The sequence below is a fragment of the Streptomyces sp. NPDC018693 genome (assembly GCF_044391385.1).
Classification (GTDB): domain Bacteria; phylum Actinomycetota; class Actinomycetes; order Streptomycetales; family Streptomycetaceae; genus Streptomyces.
On sequence record NZ_JBIRZZ010000001.1, the window covers coordinates 271,251 to 290,447 of the forward strand.

Annotated in this window: 17 protein-coding genes; 8 read left to right on the plus strand and 9 right to left on the minus strand. The window is 71.3% G+C overall.

What is annotated here, in order from left to right:
• The first annotated feature begins 131 nt into the window (after positions 1-131).
• From ACH5AC_RS01330 to ACH5AC_RS01355, 6 genes are all read left to right on the plus strand, one after another.
• Positions 132-1,178 carry a BMP family protein gene (locus ACH5AC_RS01330; RefSeq protein ID WP_398859459.1) on the plus strand — a complete coding sequence of 349 codons (1,047 nt, stop codon included), beginning with the start codon at positions 132-134 and terminating at the stop codon, positions 1,176-1,178.
• 241 nt (positions 1,179-1,419) lie between these two features.
• Positions 1,420-3,093, plus strand: a complete 1,674-nt coding sequence (locus tag ACH5AC_RS01335) for an ABC transporter ATP-binding protein (protein ID WP_398860052.1) — start codon at positions 1,420-1,422, stop codon at positions 3,091-3,093.
• A complete protein-coding gene (locus tag ACH5AC_RS01340) occupies positions 3,090-4,214 on the plus strand; it encodes an ABC transporter permease (protein ID WP_398859460.1) in 1,125 nt (374 codons plus the stop codon). Before ACH5AC_RS01335 ends, ACH5AC_RS01340 begins: the two co-directional genes overlap by 4 nt.
• Positions 4,214-5,476, plus strand: a complete 1,263-nt coding sequence (locus tag ACH5AC_RS01345; RefSeq protein WP_398859461.1) for an ABC transporter permease — start codon at positions 4,214-4,216, stop codon at positions 5,474-5,476. The genes ACH5AC_RS01340 and ACH5AC_RS01345 overlap by 1 nt, the downstream gene beginning before the upstream one ends.
• Positions 5,473-5,877 carry a cytidine deaminase gene (locus ACH5AC_RS01350; protein WP_398859462.1) on the plus strand — a complete coding sequence of 135 codons (405 nt, stop codon included), beginning with the start codon at positions 5,473-5,475 and terminating at the stop codon, positions 5,875-5,877. Before ACH5AC_RS01345 ends, ACH5AC_RS01350 begins: the two co-directional genes overlap by 4 nt.
• A gap of 91 nt (positions 5,878-5,968) precedes the next feature.
• The gene (locus tag ACH5AC_RS01355) at positions 5,969-7,252 is read left to right on the plus strand and encodes a thymidine phosphorylase (RefSeq protein WP_398859463.1); all 1,284 of its coding nucleotides are present in this window, start codon (positions 5,969-5,971) and stop codon (positions 7,250-7,252) included.
• A gap of 119 nt (positions 7,253-7,371) precedes the next feature.
• On the opposite strand, the gene ACH5AC_RS01360 is transcribed toward ACH5AC_RS01355, so the two are convergent.
• Positions 7,372-8,292, minus strand: a complete 921-nt coding sequence (locus ACH5AC_RS01360; protein ID WP_398859464.1) for an AEC family transporter — start codon at positions 8,290-8,292, stop codon at positions 7,372-7,374.
• A gap of 79 nt (positions 8,293-8,371) precedes the next feature.
• Here ACH5AC_RS01360 and ACH5AC_RS01365 point away from each other — a divergent pair, with 79 nt between their 5' ends.
• Positions 8,372-8,758 (plus strand): STAS domain-containing protein, encoded by a 387-nt coding sequence (locus ACH5AC_RS01365; protein WP_398859466.1) that lies wholly within the window; start codon positions 8,372-8,374, stop codon positions 8,756-8,758.
• Here the strand turns inward: ACH5AC_RS01365 and ACH5AC_RS01370 are convergent.
• A complete protein-coding gene (locus tag ACH5AC_RS01370; RefSeq protein ID WP_398859467.1) occupies positions 8,642-9,658 on the minus strand; it encodes a sigma-70 family RNA polymerase sigma factor in 1,017 nt (338 codons plus the stop codon). The two genes, ACH5AC_RS01365 and ACH5AC_RS01370, sit on opposite strands and share 117 nt — an antisense overlap.
• 317 nt (positions 9,659-9,975) lie before the next feature.
• The gene (locus ACH5AC_RS01375; protein ID WP_398859468.1) at positions 9,976-11,250 is read right to left on the minus strand and encodes an MFS transporter; all 1,275 of its coding nucleotides are present in this window, start codon (positions 11,248-11,250) and stop codon (positions 9,976-9,978) included.
• Between the two features lie 64 nt (positions 11,251-11,314).
• On the opposite strand from ACH5AC_RS01375, the gene ACH5AC_RS01380 reads away from it, so the two are divergent.
• Positions 11,315-12,274: a LysR substrate-binding domain-containing protein gene (locus tag ACH5AC_RS01380; RefSeq protein WP_398859469.1), complete on the plus strand. Its 960-nt coding sequence runs from the start codon at positions 11,315-11,317 to the stop codon at positions 12,272-12,274.
• Here the strand turns inward: ACH5AC_RS01380 and ACH5AC_RS01385 are convergent.
• The 6 genes from ACH5AC_RS01385 to ACH5AC_RS01410 are packed head-to-tail and all read right to left on the minus strand — an operon-like array spanning position 12,248 to position 19,177.
• On the minus strand, positions 12,248-13,120 hold the full coding sequence (locus tag ACH5AC_RS01385; RefSeq protein WP_398859470.1) for an anchored repeat-type ABC transporter permease subunit: 873 nt from the start codon (positions 13,118-13,120) through the stop codon (positions 12,248-12,250). The genes ACH5AC_RS01380 and ACH5AC_RS01385 overlap by 27 nt on opposite strands.
• On the minus strand, positions 13,117-13,830 hold the full coding sequence (locus ACH5AC_RS01390; protein WP_398859472.1) for an anchored repeat-type ABC transporter ATP-binding subunit: 714 nt from the start codon (positions 13,828-13,830) through the stop codon (positions 13,117-13,119). Before ACH5AC_RS01390 ends, ACH5AC_RS01385 begins: the two co-directional genes overlap by 4 nt.
• The gene (locus tag ACH5AC_RS01395) at positions 13,827-15,272 is read right to left on the minus strand and encodes a choice-of-anchor M domain-containing protein (RefSeq protein WP_398859473.1); all 1,446 of its coding nucleotides are present in this window, start codon (positions 15,270-15,272) and stop codon (positions 13,827-13,829) included. The genes ACH5AC_RS01390 and ACH5AC_RS01395 overlap by 4 nt, the downstream gene beginning before the upstream one ends.
• Entirely contained in the window at positions 15,272-16,798 is a 1,527-nt protein-coding gene (locus ACH5AC_RS01400; protein WP_398859474.1) for an anchored repeat ABC transporter, substrate-binding protein, read from the minus strand. Before ACH5AC_RS01400 ends, ACH5AC_RS01395 begins: the two co-directional genes overlap by 1 nt.
• A gap of 37 nt (positions 16,799-16,835) precedes the next feature.
• Positions 16,836-18,530 (minus strand): choice-of-anchor M domain-containing protein, encoded by a 1,695-nt coding sequence (locus tag ACH5AC_RS01405; protein ID WP_398859475.1) that lies wholly within the window; start codon positions 18,528-18,530, stop codon positions 16,836-16,838.
• On the minus strand, positions 18,530-19,177 hold the full coding sequence (locus ACH5AC_RS01410; protein WP_398859476.1) for a choice-of-anchor M domain-containing protein: 648 nt from the start codon (positions 19,175-19,177) through the stop codon (positions 18,530-18,532). Before ACH5AC_RS01410 ends, ACH5AC_RS01405 begins: the two co-directional genes overlap by 1 nt.
• Positions 19,178-19,197 lie beyond the last annotated feature (20 nt).

The following is a 19,197-nucleotide window of genomic DNA, read 5'->3' on the forward strand; positions in this document are numbered from 1 at the left end:
GTCTGGACAGTGACTGTGGCCACAGCTCGATAACGGACCGGACAGAAGGGTTTTTCCGTCAGGTCTACGCGCGTTACGCTGCGGCGGAACCAGCGCCTTGTTGGGGCGCTTGCACAAAGGAGTCACGTTCCATGCGCCGGGTGTCCCGTATCACGATCGCGGGTGTTGCGACCGCAGCGCTCGCTCTCACTGCTTCCGCCTGCGGAAGCTCGTCCTCGTCGTCCTCCGGTGGCGACGACAAGAACCTGGGCCTCGCGCTCGCGTACGACATCGGCGGCAAGGGCGACCAGTCCTTCAATGATGCGGCCACTGCGGGCATGGAGAAGGCCGACAAGGAGTTCGGTTACAAGTCCACCGCGGTCGAGCCGCAGGACGGCGAGTCGGACGCCGACAAGGTGCAGCGCCTGGAGCAGCTGGCCAAGAAGGGCTACAACCCGGTGATCGGCGTCGGCTTCGCCTACGCGCCGGCCGTCAAGGAGGTCGCCCCGAAGTTCCCCGACACCACCTTCGGTGTCGTCGACGACGAGCAGGTCCAGGCGAACAACGTCGCCGACCTCGTCTTCTCCGAGGAGCAGGCGTCCTACCTGGCCGGCGTCGTCGCCGCCAAGGCCACCAAGAGCAATGTCGTCGGCTTCATCGGTGGCGTGGACGTCCCGCTGATCCGCAAGTTCGAGGCGGGCTTCAAGCAGGGCGTCGAGGACACCAAGAAGGGTGTCACCGTCAAGTCGCAGTTCCTGACCCAGACCGCGGCCGAGGGCGGCTTCTCCAGCCCCGACAAGGGCCAGAGCGCGGCCGAGGGTCAGATCGACGCCGGTGCGGACGTCGTCTACGCGGCCGCCGGTCTGTCCGGCCAGGGCGTGATCAAGGCCGCCTCCGCCAACAAGATCTGGGCGATCGGCGTCGACTCCGACCAGTACAAGCAGGACGCGCTGTCCGCGTACAAGGCGTCCATCCTCACCTCGGCCATGAAGAACGTCGAGGGCGCGGTCTTCGAGCTGGCCAAGTCGGTCAAGGACGGCAAGCCGGAGACCGGCGTGATCCGCGGTGACCTGGCCAACGGCGGTGTGAGCCTGTCGAACTCCAACCCGGAGTTCGCGGACAACACCGAGATCCAGGACGCCGTGAAGAAGGCCGAGGAAGGCATCAAGGACGGCTCCATCAAGGTCCGGACCTCCTGACACCGGCCCCCCGGCCGTGGGCCACTCGGACCATGGCCGAAAGTGCGCTGTCATGACAGCGTTACGACCACGGAACGGGGTGCATGGAGGATTGCCCTCCCGCACCCCGTTCTCGCGGCAGAATGCTCGGAACAGATCGAGAAGGGGTCGGACCGCGACTCAAGATCGATCAGGTCCGGGCACTATTTAAAGCAGGGGCGCTACGCGCGTAGAGTGGCCCCTTTCCCGAGGAGAGTGCGCCATCGACGCGTCCAGCAGCCCTCCGCTCACCGCCAACTCGACCGTCGCGGTAGAGCTCACGGGCATCACCAAACGATTCCCGGGTGTCGTCGCCAACCACGACATCCACCTGACGGTCCGCAAGGGCACCGTGCACGCCCTGGTCGGTGAGAACGGCGCCGGCAAGTCGACCCTGATGAAGATCCTCTACGGCATGCAGAAGCCGGACGAGGGCACCATCGCCGTCGAGGGCGAGCAGGTCAGCTTCTCCAGCCCCGCCGACGCCATCGCCCGTGGCATCGGCATGGTCCACCAGCACTTCATGCTGGCCGACAACCTGACCGTGCTGGAGAACGTGGTCCTCGGCAGCGAGAAGATGCACGGCATCGGCGCCGGCGCCCGCAGGAAGATCAAGGAGATCTCCGACCGGTACGGCCTCGGCGTACGCCCCGACGCCCTCGTCGAGGACCTCGGCGTCGCCGACCGCCAGCGCGTGGAGATCCTCAAGGTCCTCTACCGGGGCGCCCGCACCCTCATCCTCGACGAGCCGACCGCCGTGCTCGTCCCGCAGGAGGTCGACGCACTCTTCGCCAACCTGCGCGAGCTGAAGTCCGAGGGCCTCGCGGTCATCTTCATCTCCCACAAGCTGGGCGAGGTCCTCTCCGTCGCCGACGACATCACCGTCATCCGGCGCGGCACCACCGTCGGCACGGCGATCCCGTCGAAGACCACCCCGCGTCAGCTCGCCGAGATGATGGTCGGCAGCGAGCTGCCCACCCCGGAGACCGCCGAGTCCACGGTCACCGACCAGCCCGTCGTCACCGTCCGCGGCCTCACCGTCTACGCCAGCGGCGGCGCCTCCCTCGGCGTCGAGGCCGAACCCGCCGCCGAGGGCATCACCGGCGGCATGGAGGCCGTGGAGACCGGCGAGGTGAAGAAGGCCCTCGACGACGTCTCCTTCACCATCCACGCCGGTGAGGTGATGGGCATCGCGGGCGTGGAGGGCAACGGCCAGACCGAGCTGATCGACGCCCTGATCGGCACCAAGAACGCCGACTCCGGCACCATCGAGTTCCTCGGCGAGGACATCACCGGACAGCCCACCCGCAAGCGCCGCGAGTCCGGCGTCGGCTACATCCCCGAGGACCGCCACCGCCAGGGCCTGCTCCTGGAGTCCCCGCTCTGGGAGAACCGCATCCTCGGCCATGTCACCGAGGCCCCCAACGCCAAGGGCTTCTGGCTCGACCCCAAGGGCGCCCAGGCCGACACCCGCCGGATCGTCGAGGAGTTCGACGTCCGCACGCCCGGCATCGACGTCACCGCCGCCTCCCTGTCCGGCGGCAACCAGCAGAAGCTGATCGTCGGCCGCGAGATGAGCCACAACCCGAAGTTCCTGATCGCCGCCCACCCCACCCGCGGTGTGGACGTCGGCGCGCAGGCCCAGATCTGGGACCGCATCCGCGAGGCCCGCCGCCAGGGCCTGGCCGTACTGCTGATCTCCGCCGACCTGGACGAGCTGATCGGCCTGTCGGACACCCTGCGCGTCATCTTCGACGGCAGGCTGGTCGCCGACGCCGACCCCGCCACCATCACGCCGGAGGAGCTCGGCTCGGCCATGACCGGTGCCGCGTCGGGTCACCTGGAGCACCACGAGACAAGCGCGGACGACGCCGCCCCGGAGGACGAGGCCCGATGAAGAAGTTCGACAAGGAGCGGGTGCTCTTCGCGTTGGCCGGCCCGGTCATCGCGCTGGTCGCGGCGATCCTGCTGACCTCGGTCGTGCTGATCGCCTCCGGCCGCAACCCGATCGAGCCCTACAGCCTGATGCTGGAGCAGATCGGCTTCTCCGACATCCAGGTCCTGATCGTCAACCAGGCGTCGATGTACTACATCGCCGCCATCGCGGTCGCCCTCGGCTTCCGGATGAACCTGTTCAACATCGGCGTCGACGGCCAGTACCGCCTCGGCGCCCTGATGACCGCGGTGGTCGGCGCGCACGTCGCGCTGCCGTCCTTCCTCCAGGTCCCGATGCTGCTGCTGGTCGGCGCGCTCACCGGCGCCATGTGGGCCGGTATCGCGGGCATCCTGAAGGTCACCCGCGGCGTCAGCGAGGTCGTCTCGACGATCATGCTGAACTCGATCGCCACCAGCCTCATCGCCTACCTCACCCTCACCGACAACTTCGGCGTCCGCCTCGGTGACAACATCACCACCGGCGAGATGAAGGAGTCCGGCTGGGTCTCCGGCTTCGACCTCGGCCCGGACGTCGGCGAGATCTACGGCCTGGTCTTCCTCGCGGTCCTGGTCGGCATCGCCTACTGGGTGGTCCTCAACCGCACCCGCTTCGGCTTCGACCTGCGCGCCACCGGCGCCTCCGAGACCGCCGCCGCGGCCTCCGGCGTCAACGCCAAGAAGATGGTGCTCACCGCGATGCTCATCTCCGGCGGCGTGGCCGGCCTCGCGGGCCTGCCGCTGCTGCTCGGCTCCGCCCACACCTACAGCCTGAGCTTCCCGGCCGGCCTCGGCTTCACCGCCATCGGCATCGCCCTGCTCGGCCGCAACAACCCCGGCGGCATCGCGCTCGCCGCCCTGCTGTGGGCCTTCCTCGACAAGGCGTCCCCCGCCCTCGACTACGCCACCCCGACGGCCTACGAGAAGGAGATCGCCACGATCATGCAGGGCGTGATCGTCTTCACGGTCGTCATCTCGTACGAGTTCGTACGGCAGTGGGGCCTGCGCCGCCAGCAGCACCGGGTCGGCGTGCAGCTCGCCGCCGAGGCCGCCAACAGCAACGTCCACAAGGAGGCGGCTGCCTGATGAGCACCGCGACCGTCGCCAAGAGCCCGGCGAAAAAGCCCGGCAACGGCAGCCGCCGTATCTCGCTCCCCGTACTCCTGCTGATCATCGCGGGTGTGCTGGTCCTCACCTCGATCGTCCGCCTGATCTCCGGCGCGGACGGCATCACCTCCGTCGGCCAGACCTCCACGGCGCTCCGCCTCGCCGTCCCGATCGGCCTCGCCGGTCTCGGCGGCCTGTGGGCCGAACGCGCGGGCGTCGTCAACATCGGCCTCGAAGGCATGATGATCCTCGGCACCTGGTTCGGCGCCTGGGCCGGCTACCAGTGGGGCCCGTGGACCGGTGTCCTCTTCGGCATCATCGGCGGCGCCCTCGGCGCGCTGCTGCACGCCATCGCCACCGTCACCTTCAACGTCAACCACATCGTCTCCGGTGTGGCGCTGAACATCCTCGCCCTGGGTGCCACCCGCTACCTGTCGAAGTTCACCTTCGAGGACGCCCCGCAGGGCTCCTCCAAGCAGTCCCCGCCGATCGAGTCGCTGGGCGACTTCGACATCCCGGGCCTGTCCGACTGGCTGGTGGACCTCAACAACAAGCACTGGTTCCTGATCTCGGACATCGCCGGCCTGCTCGGCGGCCTGGTCACCAACCTGTCGCCGCTGACCGTCATCGCCATCGCCCTCGTACCGGGCACCTGGTGGGTGCTGTGGCGGACGTCCTTCGGTCTGCGGCTGCGCTCCTGCGGCGAGAACCCGATCGCCGCCGAGTCCCTCGGCGTCAACGTCTACAAGTACAAGTACATCGCGGTGGTCGTCTCCGGCGGTCTCGCCGGCCTCGGCGGCGCCTTCCTGTCGATCGTGGCGTCCAACGTCTACCTCGACGGCCAGACCGCCGGCCGTGGCTTCATCGGCCTCGCCGCGATGATCTTCGGTAACTGGATGCCGGGCGGCCTCGCCCTCGGCGCCGGCCTGTTCGGCTACACCAACAGCCTCAACCTGCGCGGCGGCACCGTGAACGTCCACGCGCTGGTCCTGCTGCTGGCGATGCTGCTGGTCGTCGGCGCGGTCTACCTGCTGTGGAAGAAGAAGTACATCAGCGCGGGCATCACCGCCGTGATCTCCGCCGTGATGTTCGTCTGGTACACCAGCACCGACGAGGTCCCCAGCCAGGTCGTCACCGCCGCCCCGTACGTCGTCACCCTGCTGGTGCTCGCTCTGTCCGCACAGCGCCTGCGCATGCCCAAGGCGGACGGCCTGCCCTACCGGAAGGGACAGGGCAAGTGACCCCGGCCGCGCCCGACTGCGACTGGGAGGCGCTGCGCGCGGTGGCCCGCGAGGCCATGACCCACGCGTACGCCCCCTACTCCAACTATCGGGTCGGTGTCGCGGCCCTGGTCGACGACGGCCGTACGGTCTCCGGCTGCAACGTCGAGAACGCCTCCTACGGGCTCGGCCTGTGCGCCGAGTGCGGGCTGGTCTCGGAGCTGCAGCGGACCGGCGGGGGCCGCCTCACGCACTTCACGTGCGTGGACGGCCGGGGCGAGATCCTCGTCCCGTGCGGACGGTGCCGCCAGCTGCTGTACGAGTTCGGCGGGCCGGACCTGCTGCTGGAGACCCCCGCCGGGATCCTGCCGCTGTCGCAGATGCTGCCCCAGGCATTCGGCCCGGACCATCTCACCAAGTAACTCCCGTGCGGCCCCTCTGACTCGCGACGCTCCGACTCGCGACGCGCGCAGAGGGGCCGCACACTTTTCTGAACGTCTCGGAAGGAACGCCATGGCCATGGACGCCATCTCCGTCATCCGCACCAAGCGGGACCGCGGGGAACTCAGCGACGAGCAGATCGACTGGGTCATCGACGCGTACACGCGCGGCGAGGTCGCCGACGAGCAGATGTCGTCGCTCGCGATGGCGATCCTGCTCAACGGCATGAACCGCCGTGAGATCGCCCGCTGGACGGCGGCGATGATCGCGAGTGGCGAGCGGATGGACTTCTCCTCCCTCTCCCGCCCCACCGCCGACAAGCACTCCACGGGCGGCGTCGGCGACAAGATCACCCTCCCGCTGGCCCCCCTCGTGGCGGCCTGCGGCGCGGCCGTCCCGCAGCTGTCCGGCCGCGGCCTCGGCCACACCGGCGGCACCCTGGACAAGCTGGAGTCGATCCCCGGCTGGCGCGCCCTGCTCTCCAACGAGGAGATGCTGTCGGTGCTGGACGGCACCGGCGCGGTGATCTGCGCGGCGGGCGACGGCCTCGCCCCGGCCGACAAGAAGCTGTACGCCCTGCGTGACGTCACCGGCACGGTCGAGGCGATCCCCCTGATCGCCTCCTCCATCATGTCGAAGAAGATCGCGGAGGGCACGGGCAGCCTGGTCCTGGACGTGAAGGTCGGCACCGGCGCCTTCATGAAGACGATCGAGGACGCGCGCGAACTGGCGACCACGATGGTCGGCCTGGGCACGGACCACGGCGTGAAGACGGTCGCCCTGCTCACGGACATGTCCACCCCGCTCGGCCTGACCGCCGGCAACGCGCTGGAGGTCCGCGAATCGGTGGAGGTCCTGGCGGGCGGCGGCCCGTCGGACGTCGTCGAGCTCACCGTCGCCCTGGCCCGCGAGATGCTGAACGCCGCCGGGGTGAAGGACGCCGACCCGGCGAAGGCCCTCGCCGACGGCTCCGCGATGGACGTCTGGCGCCGCATGATCGCCGCGCAGGGCGGTGACCCGGACGCACCGCTCCCCACGTCGAAGGAACAGCACGTCATCAAGGCCCCCGCCTCCGGCGTCCTCACCCGCCTCGACGCCTACGACATCGGCATCGCCGCCTGGCGCCTCGGCGCGGGCCGCGCCCGCAAGGAAGACCCGGTGCAGGCCGGGGCCGGCGTCGAGATGCACGCCAAGCCCGGCGACCCGGTGACCGAGGGCCAGCCCCTGCTGACCCTCCACACGGACACCCCGGAGCGCTTCGACTACGCCCTCCAGGCGGTGGACGGTTCGTACGACATCGCGGCCGCGGGAACGGAGTTCACGCCGTCCCCGGTGGTGCTGGAACGTATCGCCTGACCCGTACCTTCCTCGTTCGGGTGAACGGGACCGGTGGACCCCCGCCGGTCCCGTACTGCTCACCCTTCCCGCCCCCTTCGACCTCGTCGTCGACACCGGCGAATTCCCCGAGACGTGAGTCACCCCAGCACCGCCGCCACCCCGACCAGCACCGGTACCGACACCACCGTCGACAGCAGGATCGACTCGCGGGCCAGGGTCTCGGCCACCCGGTAGCGGCTGGCGTAGGTGAACAGGTTCTGGGCGGCCGGCAGGGCGGAGGTCACCACCACGGCCAGCAGGGCGGCGCCGTGCAGGCCGAAGACGCCGGTGGCGAGGGCCCAGGCCGTCAGGGGCTGCCCCACCGACTTCAACGCCACCGACAGCAGCACCGGCCGACGGTCCCGCCCCCGGCCGGGCGGCGCGCTGCCGTGCAGGGACATGCCGAAGGCCAGCAGAGCCGCCGGGACGGACATGTTGCCGATCAGGGTGAGCGGGTCCATGACCGGGCCCGGAATGTGCCAGCCCGCCGCCGACACCATCACGCCCGACAGCGAGCCCACCGCCATCGGATTGCGCAGCGGCGTCAGCAGCCGCCGCACCACCGACCCCTTCCCACCCTCCCCGGACAGGTCCAGCACGGTGAGGGCGAGCGGCGTGACCAGCACCACCTGGAAGAGCAGCACCGGCGCCACCAGGGACGCGTCACCGAGGACGTACGCGGCGATGGGGATGCCGAGGTTGCCGGAGTTGACGTACCCGGAGCACAGGGCGCCGATCGTCGTGCGGCCCACGCCCCAGTGCCGCAGCACGCCGACCGCCACGAACACCCCGCTGACCGCGACCGTGCTCAACGCGGTCACGAGCAGCCGGCTGGAGAACAGCACGGCGAGGTCGGCCCTCGCCAGGGTCGTGAAGAGCAGGGCCGGACCCGCGACCGTGAAGGTCAGCCCGGTCAGCACCTCCCGGCCCTGCCCGCCGAGCGCACCGCGCCGCTCCAGCAGCCAGCCCACCCCGATGACGACCGCGATCACCGCGAACCCGCTCAGCACCCCCTGCACAGGGCCAACCCTCCGGTGGCGCCGGGGAGCCGGTCAATGTGATCTACGACAGGCACGCCAGGGCACCAAGGGGCCCGCGATGAGTTACGGCCGCCTCGCGGGTCTACCCCATGTGAACCCCAAAACACCGCCCGTGCTGACCCTGACCGGCCCCGCCACCCGTGACCAGGTGGCGGGACTCAGCGACGAGGTGCGGGCGCTGCTGGAAGGTGGTGGCGGCGGGGTCGTCGTGGTGGATGTGAGCGGGATGGGGCCGCCGTGCCTGGTGGCCGTCGACGCCCTCGCCCGCCTTCAGCTGGCCGCCCGGCGGGCCGGGGGCCGGATCCGGCTCCGGGACCCCGACCCCGCGCTACGCGCCCTGCTCGCCCTCGTCGCCCTCCCCGTCGAGGTGGAGGGGGACGCCGAAGAGGGGGAACCAGCGCTGGGTGTCGAGGAAGAAGTGGAAACCGGTGAGGCGGCCGTCTGATATCTCCAGGACCTGGATCGACCAGGGGGTGTACCCGCCCTTCTCCGGGTCGGGCTTGTACTGGGCGAAGCCGGGCAGGCCGTTGACCCTGACCGGGATCAGACGCGAGCCGGCGCAGGCGGAGCCGAGGGTGGTCATGAAGCCGGTGATGTCGTCGTGGCCGGTCAGCCACAGGTCGAACGGCGGCATCGTCATGACCGCGTCCTCGTGCAGGAGAGCGGTGAGGGCCGTCATGTCGTACCCCTCGAAGGCCGCCACATAGCGCTCCAGGAGCTTCTGCTGGTCCTCGTCCAGCGGGTCGGAGACGGCGGCCTCCGCCGCCCGGTCCGAGCGCTCCGCCAGCGTCGCCCGCGCCCGCTGCAGCGCGCTGTTCACCGACGCCACCGAGGTGTCCAGCAGCTCGGCGACCTCGCTGGCCTTCCACGCCAGCACCTCACGCAGGATCAGCACCGCCCGCTGCTTGGCCGGCAGCTGCTGCAGGGCCGCCATGAAGGCCAGCCGGACCGACTCCTTCGCCACGGCCGCCTCCGCCGGGTCCTCCACCGTCGGCAGCACACGCGCGTCGGGCATGGGCTCCAGCCAGGTGTGGTCGGGGCGGGGGGAGAGGGCGGCCTGGGCCAGCGGGGTCGACTCCGACAGGTCCATCGGCCGCGCCCGCTTGTTGCCCGCGGTCAGCATGTCCAGGCACACGTTCGTCGCGATCCGGTACAGCCAGGAGCGCAGACTGCTGCGCCCCTCGAACTTGTCGTAGCTCCGCCAGGCGCGCACCAGGGTGTCCTGCACCGCGTCCTCGGCCTCGAAGGAGGAGCCGAGCATCCGGTAGCAGTATCCCGTCAGCTCGACCCGGTGCCGCTCCAGCCTCGCGTCGAGGTCGTCGACCGTCGCCGTACCGTCAGTCATCGTCGTCCACCCACCCCTGTGGCGTTCCGTCCAGTACTTCGGAAGCTACCCCAGCCCACTGACAACGGCCCCCCGAGCTCCCGAAACCCCAGGCCAGACCAGCTGAGCAGCTCCAGCCCCTCCGCCTCGAACGACGCGAGCGCCTCCAGCAGGCGAGCGGGGTTGACATAGCCGCCCGGCCCCCGGAACTCCCCGCGATCGATCCGGCACTCCATCGGCATCAAACCCCCTGCTCGGCCAACCGGTTGAGCCATGAACCCGTGGACGCTGTCCGCGACCACTGACAGCCGGGCCCGAGCAGGGGGTTCGTACGACTCTCAGCGCGCGACGGCCACGCTCCGCCGCGCCGCCCGCGTCCCCAGCACCGTGATCGACACGACGCCGAGCACCGCCAGCAGGCCGACCGCCACCGTCCCGGCCCAGCCGCCCGAGTGGAAGGCCAGCGCGCCGAGGGTGCTGCCCGCGCTGGAGCCGATGTAGTACGCGGACTGGTAGAGCGCCGACGCCTGGGCGCGGCCGGTCGTCGCCGTCTTGCTGACCGCCGAGGACGCCACCGCGTGCCCCGCGAAGAAGCCCGCCGTGATCAGCACCAGGCCCAGCAGGACCAGGACGAGGGAGTCCGCGAGCGACAGCAGCAGCCCCGCCGCCGTGGTGCCGCCGGCCAGGTACAGCGCGCCCCGGCGGCCGAGGCGGCCCACCAGGCGGCCGGACGTCGACGCCGACACCGTACCGACCAGGTAGACCAGGAAGATCGAACCGACGACGCCCTGCGGAAGCCCGAACGGCTCCTCCGTCAGCCGATAGCCGATGACCGTGTACACGCCGCCGAAGACCGTCATGAACAGCGCGCCGATCGCGTACAGCCGGCGCAGCAGCGGGTCGGACAGGTGCCCGCGCACCGTGTCGACCAGCACCCGCGGCCGCAGCGAGCCCGGCGTGAAGTGCTTCGGCGTCGGCAGCAGCAGCCGGAAGGCCACCGCGCAGGCCACCGCGATCACGCCGATCACCCCGACGGCGACCCGCCAGCCCCACTCCTGCGCGACCCAGCCGGTGATGACCCGGCCGCTCATCCCGCCGACGCTGTTGCCCGCGACGAACAGCCCGATCGCCGTGACCAGCGCCTTCGGCCGGACCTCCTCCGCCAGATACGCCGTCGCCGACGCCGGCAGACCGGCCAGCGCCGCGCCCTGCACCGCCCGCAGCACCACCAGCGCGCCGATCGACGGCGCGAAGGGCACCAGCAGTCCGACGCCCACCGCGACCGCCAGCGAGGCCGTCATCACCGTACGGCGGCCGTAGCGCTCCGACAGGGCGCTCATCGGCAGCACGAACAGGGCCAGCCCGCCGGTCGCCGCCGCCACCGTCCAACTGGCCGCACCGGCGGTCACCGCGAAGTCCCCGGAGATCAGCGGCAGCAGGGCCTGCGTGGAGTAGAGCAGCGCGAAGGTGGCGACACCCGCGAGGAACAGCGCGAGGCTCATCCGGCGGTAGCCGGGACCGCCAGGGGTCATCCGGGAGTCGGCAGCGGGGACGGAGGGGACGGACGAGGCGGCGCCCACGACGGTGGACGCCCCGGTACTGGCGGGGTTCATGTCCTCGACGCTACGGACCCGCCCTCTCATCCGTCCAATGCACGGAACCGCCATAATCGTTCCCATGGTGCATCAGCAGAGGTCAGAAGAGCGACTGTCACGCTCCAGTGACACAGAAGACATGGCGGCCATGTCGATACTGCTCGCCCCGCGCCTCGCCTACTTCGCCGGCGTCGCCCGCCACGAACACGTCACCCGGGCCGCCCTGGAGATGAACGTCCCGCAGTCCACCCTGTCCCGCGCCATGGTCCGCCTGGAACAGGACCTGGGCGTCGACCTCTTCGCCCGCCACGGCCGTACGGTGTCCCTGACCCCCGCCGGCCGCACCTTCCTGACCTCCGTCGAACGGGCCCTCGCCGAGGTGGAGCGAGCCGCCGACGAGGTGCGCGCCGACGCCGACCCGGCCACCGGCAAGGTCGCCTTCGGCTTCCTGCACACCATGGGCGCGGAGACCGTCCCCGGCCTCCTCCACGCCTTCCGCGCCGACCACCCGCGCGTCCGCTTCAGCCTCGTGCAGAACTACGGCGAGGCGATGCTGGAACGCCTGCGCGCCGGCGAACTGGACCTGTGCCTGACCTCGCCCGTCCCCGACGCCCCCGACCTCGTCGCCCGCCGCCTCGACGAACAGAAACTGCGTCTGGTCGTCCCCGCCGACCACCGCCTCGCCACCCGCCGCCGCATCCGCCTCGCCGAGGCCGCCGACGACATCTTCGTCACCCTGGAACCCGGCTACGGCCTCCGCCGCATCACCGACGACCTCTGCAAGGAGGCCGGCTTCAAGCCCCGCATCGCCTTCGAGGGGGAGGAGGCGGAGACACTGCGGGGACTGGTGGCGGCAGGGCTGGGCGTGGCCCTCCTGCCGCCGCCCACGGTTCCCCGCCCGGGAGTGGTGGAACTGACGGTCACAGCCCCGAGAGCGGTACGAGAAATCGGCGTCGCCTGGCTGGCCGACCATCCGGACACACCCCCCGTGGCGGCATTCAAGAAGTTCCTGCTCTCAAGAAGGGGCAGCTTGCTCACCTGACGGAACCGCCCGCCCCATCCTCCGGAGCAACAGCCCATGCCGAGGCGCGAACAGCCACGTCACCGCGAACATCCCGGTCAGCACGACGACGATGGAGCCCCCCGCCGCCAAGTCATACGCGTACGACACATACAGCCCGGCCACACTGCCCGCACCCCCGATCACGGACGCCAGCACCGTCATGGCCCAAAGCCGCTCCGTGAGCATGCGCGCGGTCGCCGCCGGCGTGATGAGCAGCGCCAGCACCAGCACATTCCCCACCGCCTCCAGCGACATCACGATCGTCGCCGTCACCACCGCGTACAGCACGAGGTCGAGCCGGAACACGGGCAGCCCCATCGCCCGCGCCGTCTCCCGGTCCAGACTGACCGCGACCAGTTCCTTGCGCAGCCCCAGCACGACGGCCACGAGCACCGCCCCGATCCCGGCCACGGTCCACACATCCCCCGCCGACACCGCCAGCACCTGCCCGAACAGGAACGACGAAAGATCGGTCGTCCAGGTGTCCCGCGTGGACACGAGCACGATCCCCAGCCCGAACGCGAACGCGAAGAACACCCCGATGACGGTGTCCTCCTTCAGCCGCCGGTTCTGTGAGACGAACGCGATCAGCACCGAGGTGACGATCCCGGCCGCCGCCCCGCCGAGCAGCAGATTGCCCTCGAACGTGTAGGCGAGCGCGACGCCTGGGAAGGCGGAGTGCGCCACCGCGTCCCCGATGAACGCCATCCCGCGCAGCACCACGAACACCCCGACCACCCCGCACACCAGCCCGACGACCGCCGACACGGCGAACGCCCGCTGCATGAAGGGCAGTTGCCAGGGATCGGAGAGAAACTCGATCACGCGCCCACCACCCCCACCGCACGGTCCAGCCCGAACGCCCGCAGCATCCGCTCCGAGTCGGCGAGCAGCTCCGGCCCGCCCTCGGCGACCACGGTCCTGTTCAGCAGCACCACCCGGTGACAGGTCCGCGCGGCGGCCGCCAGGTCGTGGGTCGTCATCAGCAGCGCCTTGCCCTCCTCGGCGGTCAGCCGCCGGAACAGTTCGTTGAGCAGTTCCTGGGTGGGCACGTCGACGCCCGTGAACGGCTCGTCCAGCAGCAGCAGTTGGGGCTCGGCGGCCAGCGCGCGCGCCACCAGGACGCGCTGCCGCTGGCCGCCGGAGAGCTCACCGACCGGCCGCCGCCGCAGGTCGGCCAGGCCGGTGAGCTCCAGCGCGCGCTCGGCGGCCGCCCGGTCGGCGGGGCGGGGCCGGCGCAGCCAGCCCATCGCCCGCGTCCGCCCGGACAGCACCGCGCCCGCGACATCGATGGGGAAGTCCCAGGCGAACTCGTGCCGTTGGGGCACGTAGCCCAGCGCGGCCCGGGTCTCCACCGTGCCGCCGCCGAGCGGCAGCAGCCCGAGCACCGCCCGCAACAGGGTCGTCTTCCCGGCCCCGTTGGGCCCGATCAGCCCGACCAGCTCCCCGCCCCGCACGACGAGCGAGGCGTCCTGCAACGCCTCCCGCCCGCCCAGCACGACCGAGGCGCCCTCGACCGCCAGCACCTCGCTCATGCCGTACGGCCTCTGCGCCGCCGTACGCCCCACACGGCCCCGCCGCCCACGGCCGCCAGCCCGGCCGCGACCGTCCCGACGAGCAGCGGGTCACCGGCGCCGGTGCGGGCCATGGAGCCGGTGGGTCCGGAAGACCCACCGGTACCACCAGTACCACCGGTAGCACCCGTGTCACCGGTACCGCCGGTCCCGGATCCGCCGCCCGACGGGCCGCCCGTCGCGCCCGGGGACGGGGAGGCCGTACCTCCGCCGCTCCCGGTGCCGCCCTTGCCGTCACCGTCGCCGCCGCTTCCCCGGGCGTTGCCGACCTGGAAGGTCACCGTCTCCGTGTCGCTGGTCGCCGTACCGTCGGCGAGCTTGCCGCTCATCCGGAACGTCAGCCGGTACGTCCCCTCCGCGGTGAAGGCCCAGCCGCCGTGCGCATGGGTGTTGGCCGGGACGGTGAAGGAGTCGGGGACGCCGTCCTTGCTGTGGAACAGCACGGTGGCGCCGGACATCGCGTCGTACGAGTACAGCGCGAACGAGCCCGGCCCCTCGGCCTTGGTCAGCGCGAAGTCGACCCCGCCCGTCAGCGCGCCCGCCGCCACGTTGTCGGTGGACCAGCCGGGCCACAGCAGCCCCTCCTGCTGCACCTGGTCGAGCAGCCAGACGGGGTCGCCCGGCTTGCCGAGGAAGGCGAACTGACCGCCCTCCGGGAGGGTGTTGCGCGCCTTGTCCCCGACCTTCAGCAGCAGCGAGGACGGCTCACGCCAGACGGTCTGCCCGGCTGTCGTCCCGTCCTTGACATGCAGCTGGAGCCTGCCGCCGACGACGCGGGCGGCGAAGTCGAGGTGACCCTCGGTGAGCGTCGCGGGCGTGGACACCGCGTCGTCGGCCGCGGCGGCGACGGCGGGCGGCCGCACGGCCGTGAGCATACGGCGCTGCTCGGCAGCCGGAGCCGGAGCAGGCGAAGGCGTCTGCGCCGGGATCTCCGCCGCACCTCCGACCCGTACCGTGTACACCGTCCCCACGGACAGCTCCCGCCCGTCCCGCGCGGCCACCGCGTCGGCCGAGAAGATCACCCGGTAGACGCCCGGCTCGGTGAACTCCCAGCGGGCGTCGCCCTGTTGACCGACCGGTACCTCACCCTCCCCGTACACGCGCACGTCCCCGGGTCCGTCCACCCCGGTCAGCGACCAGCGCACGGTGTCCCCGGCGAGCGCGCCGAGGGGCACGTCGGTGGTGTCCCAGCCCGGCGCGTTGTCCACGACGGTGCCGGCCGCCCCGACCTCGATCACTTGACCGGAGCCGTCGCCGGAGTCGAGGGTCAACGCCCCGTCGGCATAGGCGATACGGCCCAGCCGATCGGGACCGGACGACTCCCGCGCGACCGCGACCGCGCTCGTCGCCACCACGGCGGCGACGACCAAGGCCGCCGCTCCCGCCCCCTGTACCGCCCTCATCAGGCATTACCTCCCAGGCACTTGGCGAGCTCGGTCGCGTTGTGCCGCATCATCGCCACGTAGTCGTGGACCTTGTCGTCGAAGGAGTCGCCGTAGATCGTGCAGACCCCCACCCCCTCGTCCTCGGCGACGCGGCGCAGCACGTCGGCGCGTGAGGCGAGGTTGGGTTCGAGGAACACGGCCGGGACCTTCTTCTCCCGGATGGTGTCGCCGAGCTCCTCGACCTCGGCGGCGCTCGGCTCCTGACCGGGCGTGGGCACCACGAACCCGGCGATCTCCATGCCGTACGCGTCGGCGAGGTAGCCGAAGGCGTCATGCGTGGTGATCAGTTTCCGGTTGGCCCGGGGAATCGTCGCGAGCTTCGCCCCGACCTCCTCGTCGAGGGCGCCGAGCGTCTTCAGATACGCCTTCGCGTTCTTCTCGTACGTCGCCTTCCCCGCCGGGTCCGCCTTGGTCAGCTCGGCCTCGATCCGGCGCACGTACGCCTGCGCGTTGGCGACGTCCTCCCAGGCGTGCGGGTCGAGATCGCCGTGGACGTGCTTGCCGACGACGGCCTGCGGCAGCACCCACAGCGCGTCCCCGGCCTTCCCGAGGAATCCGTACGCCGGGTCGTCGGGCACCGACTCCTTCGCCCGGTCGGGCACGTTCAGGACGACGTCCCCGGCCGCGAGCCGGGTCCGCTTGCCGTCCTCGTCGGCCCGTACGTACACGTCCCCGCTGCCCGCGTCGAGCGCGACGTCGGCATGGCCGCCGTCGAGCACGCGAGCGGCTCCGGCCGGCTTCTCGGTGGCGTCCCCGACGGTGAACGTGAAGGTACCGGTCCCCAGTTGGGGCCCGGCCTGCCCGTCCAGGGTCTCCGTCCGCCCGGTCACGGTCAGCCGGTACGTACCCGGCGCGCTGAACGCCCAGTTGACGTGCGTGTGCGCCTCGGGCGGCAGCGCGAAGGAGTCCTTCGCGTCGAGCCCGTCGGCCGAGTCGACGTACACCTTCGGCCGCCCGAGCGTGTCGGTGAGGTACACGCGCAGCTCGCCGGGCCCCTCCAACCTCACCGCGTTCGTACGGACCTGGGATCCCTCCCCGGCGACCTCGCCCTCGACCGCCCAGCCCAGCCACAGCACATCGAGCCCGAGGTCCTCCTCCAGCTCGATCACCTTGCCGCCGTGCTGCTCCAGCTTGTCGGCGATCTCGACGACCGGCGTCGACCTGCGCGCGTTGCTGTGGACCATCTTCATGATCCCCGGTTCCTCGAGCAGCAGCCCGTTGCCGAAGACCAGGTCCGCGCGGGCGACCTTCGCCGCGTCCCCGGGGCTCGGCTCGTACGAGTGCGGGTCGCCGTGGTGCGGGACGATCGAGGTGACGTCGACACGGTCGCCGCCGACCTGTTCGACCAGATCGGCGATGATGGCGGTGGTCGTCGACACGGTCAACTCGGCGTCGGACGCGCTCTGCCGGTCGGCACCGCACCCGGCGAGCAGGACACAGGCGCCGGCGAGCAGGGCGGCGGTACGACTGGGGTGGCCCCGCATGGGGCTCCTCCTTCTCTCGAACATGTCGGCGGATTTCTCAGAGCTCGCCACGGCGCCGACGTGCCTGTACGAGGAACACCGCGCCGGCGCCGAGCAGCACCGCGAGCGCGGCCGTCCCGGCGAGCGTGGCGACCTGCGCGCCGGTGGAGGCGAGCGCGCCGGACGACGGGCCCGTGCCGTTGCCGCCCGAGACGCCGGAGCCGGAGCCGGACCCGGGGTCGGCGCCGGTGCCGGGGGCCGACGTGCTCGCCGTGGGCGACGCGGTCGCCGATACGGTCGGTGCCGCCGTCGCCGACTCCGACGGGGAGGCCGACACGGAGGGTGATGCGGACGCGGACGCCGTGGCGGTCGGTGCGGCCGTCGGCTCGTCGCCCTCGCCCGGCGTCACGGTCGACGGGTCGGTGTCGTCGCCGACGACCCAGGCGATGGTCTCGGTGTCGCTGACCTGCGTGCCGTCGGCGAGGGTGGCGCTCCAGGTCCACCTGGTGCGGTAGACGCCCTCCGCGGTGAAGGCCCAGTACGTGTGCCGGTGCGTGTCCGCGTTGATGGTCATGGCGTCGGGCAGTCCGTCACCGCTGTTCATGTGGATGTCGGTGCCGCCCAGCGAGCCGTCGCCGAACAGCGCGACGGTGCCGGGGCCCTGTACGGAGTCGAGCCGGTAGGTGAACCTGCCGTCGATCTCGCTCTTCTGCCAGTCCGTGGTGGACCAGCCGGGCCACACGATGTCCGGGTGCTGGCTCATCGGCAGCCACCACACCGGGTCACCGGGGGTGCCGAGGAAGTCGTACCCCGTCGGGATCTTCCGGCGGGCGACCGGGGTCACATGGAAGACGACCTCGCCCGGTTCGTACCAGTCGTACCGCTGCGAGCCGCCTTCCTTGATCTGGAACTCCAGGCCGCCGTCGACCTTGCGGGCCGCCAGGTCGACGTGGCCCTTGGCGATGACATGCGCCGCCGGGGCGGTGGGAGTGGGGCTGCCGCTCACGGTGGCCGTCGGGGTCGCCGTCGGGCTCGCGGTCGGCGTGGAGCCGTCGCCGGGCAGTACGTCGGCCGGGTCGACGTCGTCGCCGACGACCACGGCGAGGGTCTCGGTGTCGGTGGCGGTGCCGCGGGTCACGGTGAAGGTGAGGCGGTAGACGCCCTCGGCGGTGAACATCCAGATGGGCAGGGACCGTGCCTGGTCGCCGGGCACGGTGAAGGAGCGCGGGGCCGTGCCGGTGCTGCCGAGGTGGATGTCCGGGGCCTCGTCCGACCAGTCCATCTGCTGGGTGTACGTGAACATGCCGAAGTCGCCGGGTCCCTCGTACCCGGACAGCGTCACCTCGGTGTCCCCGCCCGCCTCGGTGCCCTTCCAGCCGGGCTCGGGCGCGAAGAGGTCGGTGGACTCCCAGCCGTTGAGCTGCCAGGTGTCCTGGTCGGTGGTGCCCAGCTCGTTGGCGGCCGGGTTCGGGGTGTACTGCAGGGACAGCTGTGGGGTGTGCAGGACCACCGTCGACGGCTCCCGCACGACCGGCGTACCGCCGCTGCGGTCGTCGATCTGCAACTGAAGTTCTCCGCCGGCCATCCGGGGCGTCAGGTCCAGCTCGCCCTCGTCGAGCACGACGGCACCGCCGGCGGCGCGGGCGTCCCCGCTGCCGCCGGCGACCAGCCCTGCCGCGCCCACGAGTACCGCGACCGCCGCGGTCAGCACCGCGGCCGAGTATGCGCGGCCGCCGCGCGTCAGGGCCCTCATCACGAGCTGACGACGACGGTGTACGTCTCGGTGGCGGACTTGGTCACGCCGCCGACCGTCCCGGAGACCCGGAACGTCAGCTGGTAGGTGCCGGCCTCCTCGAAGGCCCAGTTGGCGTGGTTGTGGGTGCCGACCGCGAACGAACGGGACTTGAAGTTGGAGGTGGCGGGGTTGCTGTCGTACCAGCGGTTGCCGGCACCCGCGTAGACGCTGAAGTCGTCGGTGGCGGCACCGTTCCGGGTGGCGCCGACGAGTCTGTAGGTGACGCTGTCGTTCGCGAAGACACCGGTGGTCAGGTGCTCGGTGGAGATGCCCGGGAAGAGCACCCCGGCCAGGTCGGCCTTGGCCTCGTCGTCGGGCAGCAGCCAGATCTGGCTGCCGGTGCCGAGGAAGGCGAAGCCCGGGTTGGCGACCTTGGCGGCGGCGGGCACGTCCAGCGTGACGTCCGCCGGTTCGTACTCGGTCTCGGTCTCCTCGTCGTGGACGTGCAGGTGCAGGTCGGTGCCGTCCCACTCGGCGTCGAGGACGTCGACGTGGCCGGACGACAGGGCCGTGGCGGCGACCGCCGGAGTGGCCGCGAGCCCGGCGAGCGCGGCGGCCGCGGCGATGGTGCCGGAAACGGTCAGAGCACGGGTCGAGGTGCGCAAGTGATTCCCCTGGATCAGTG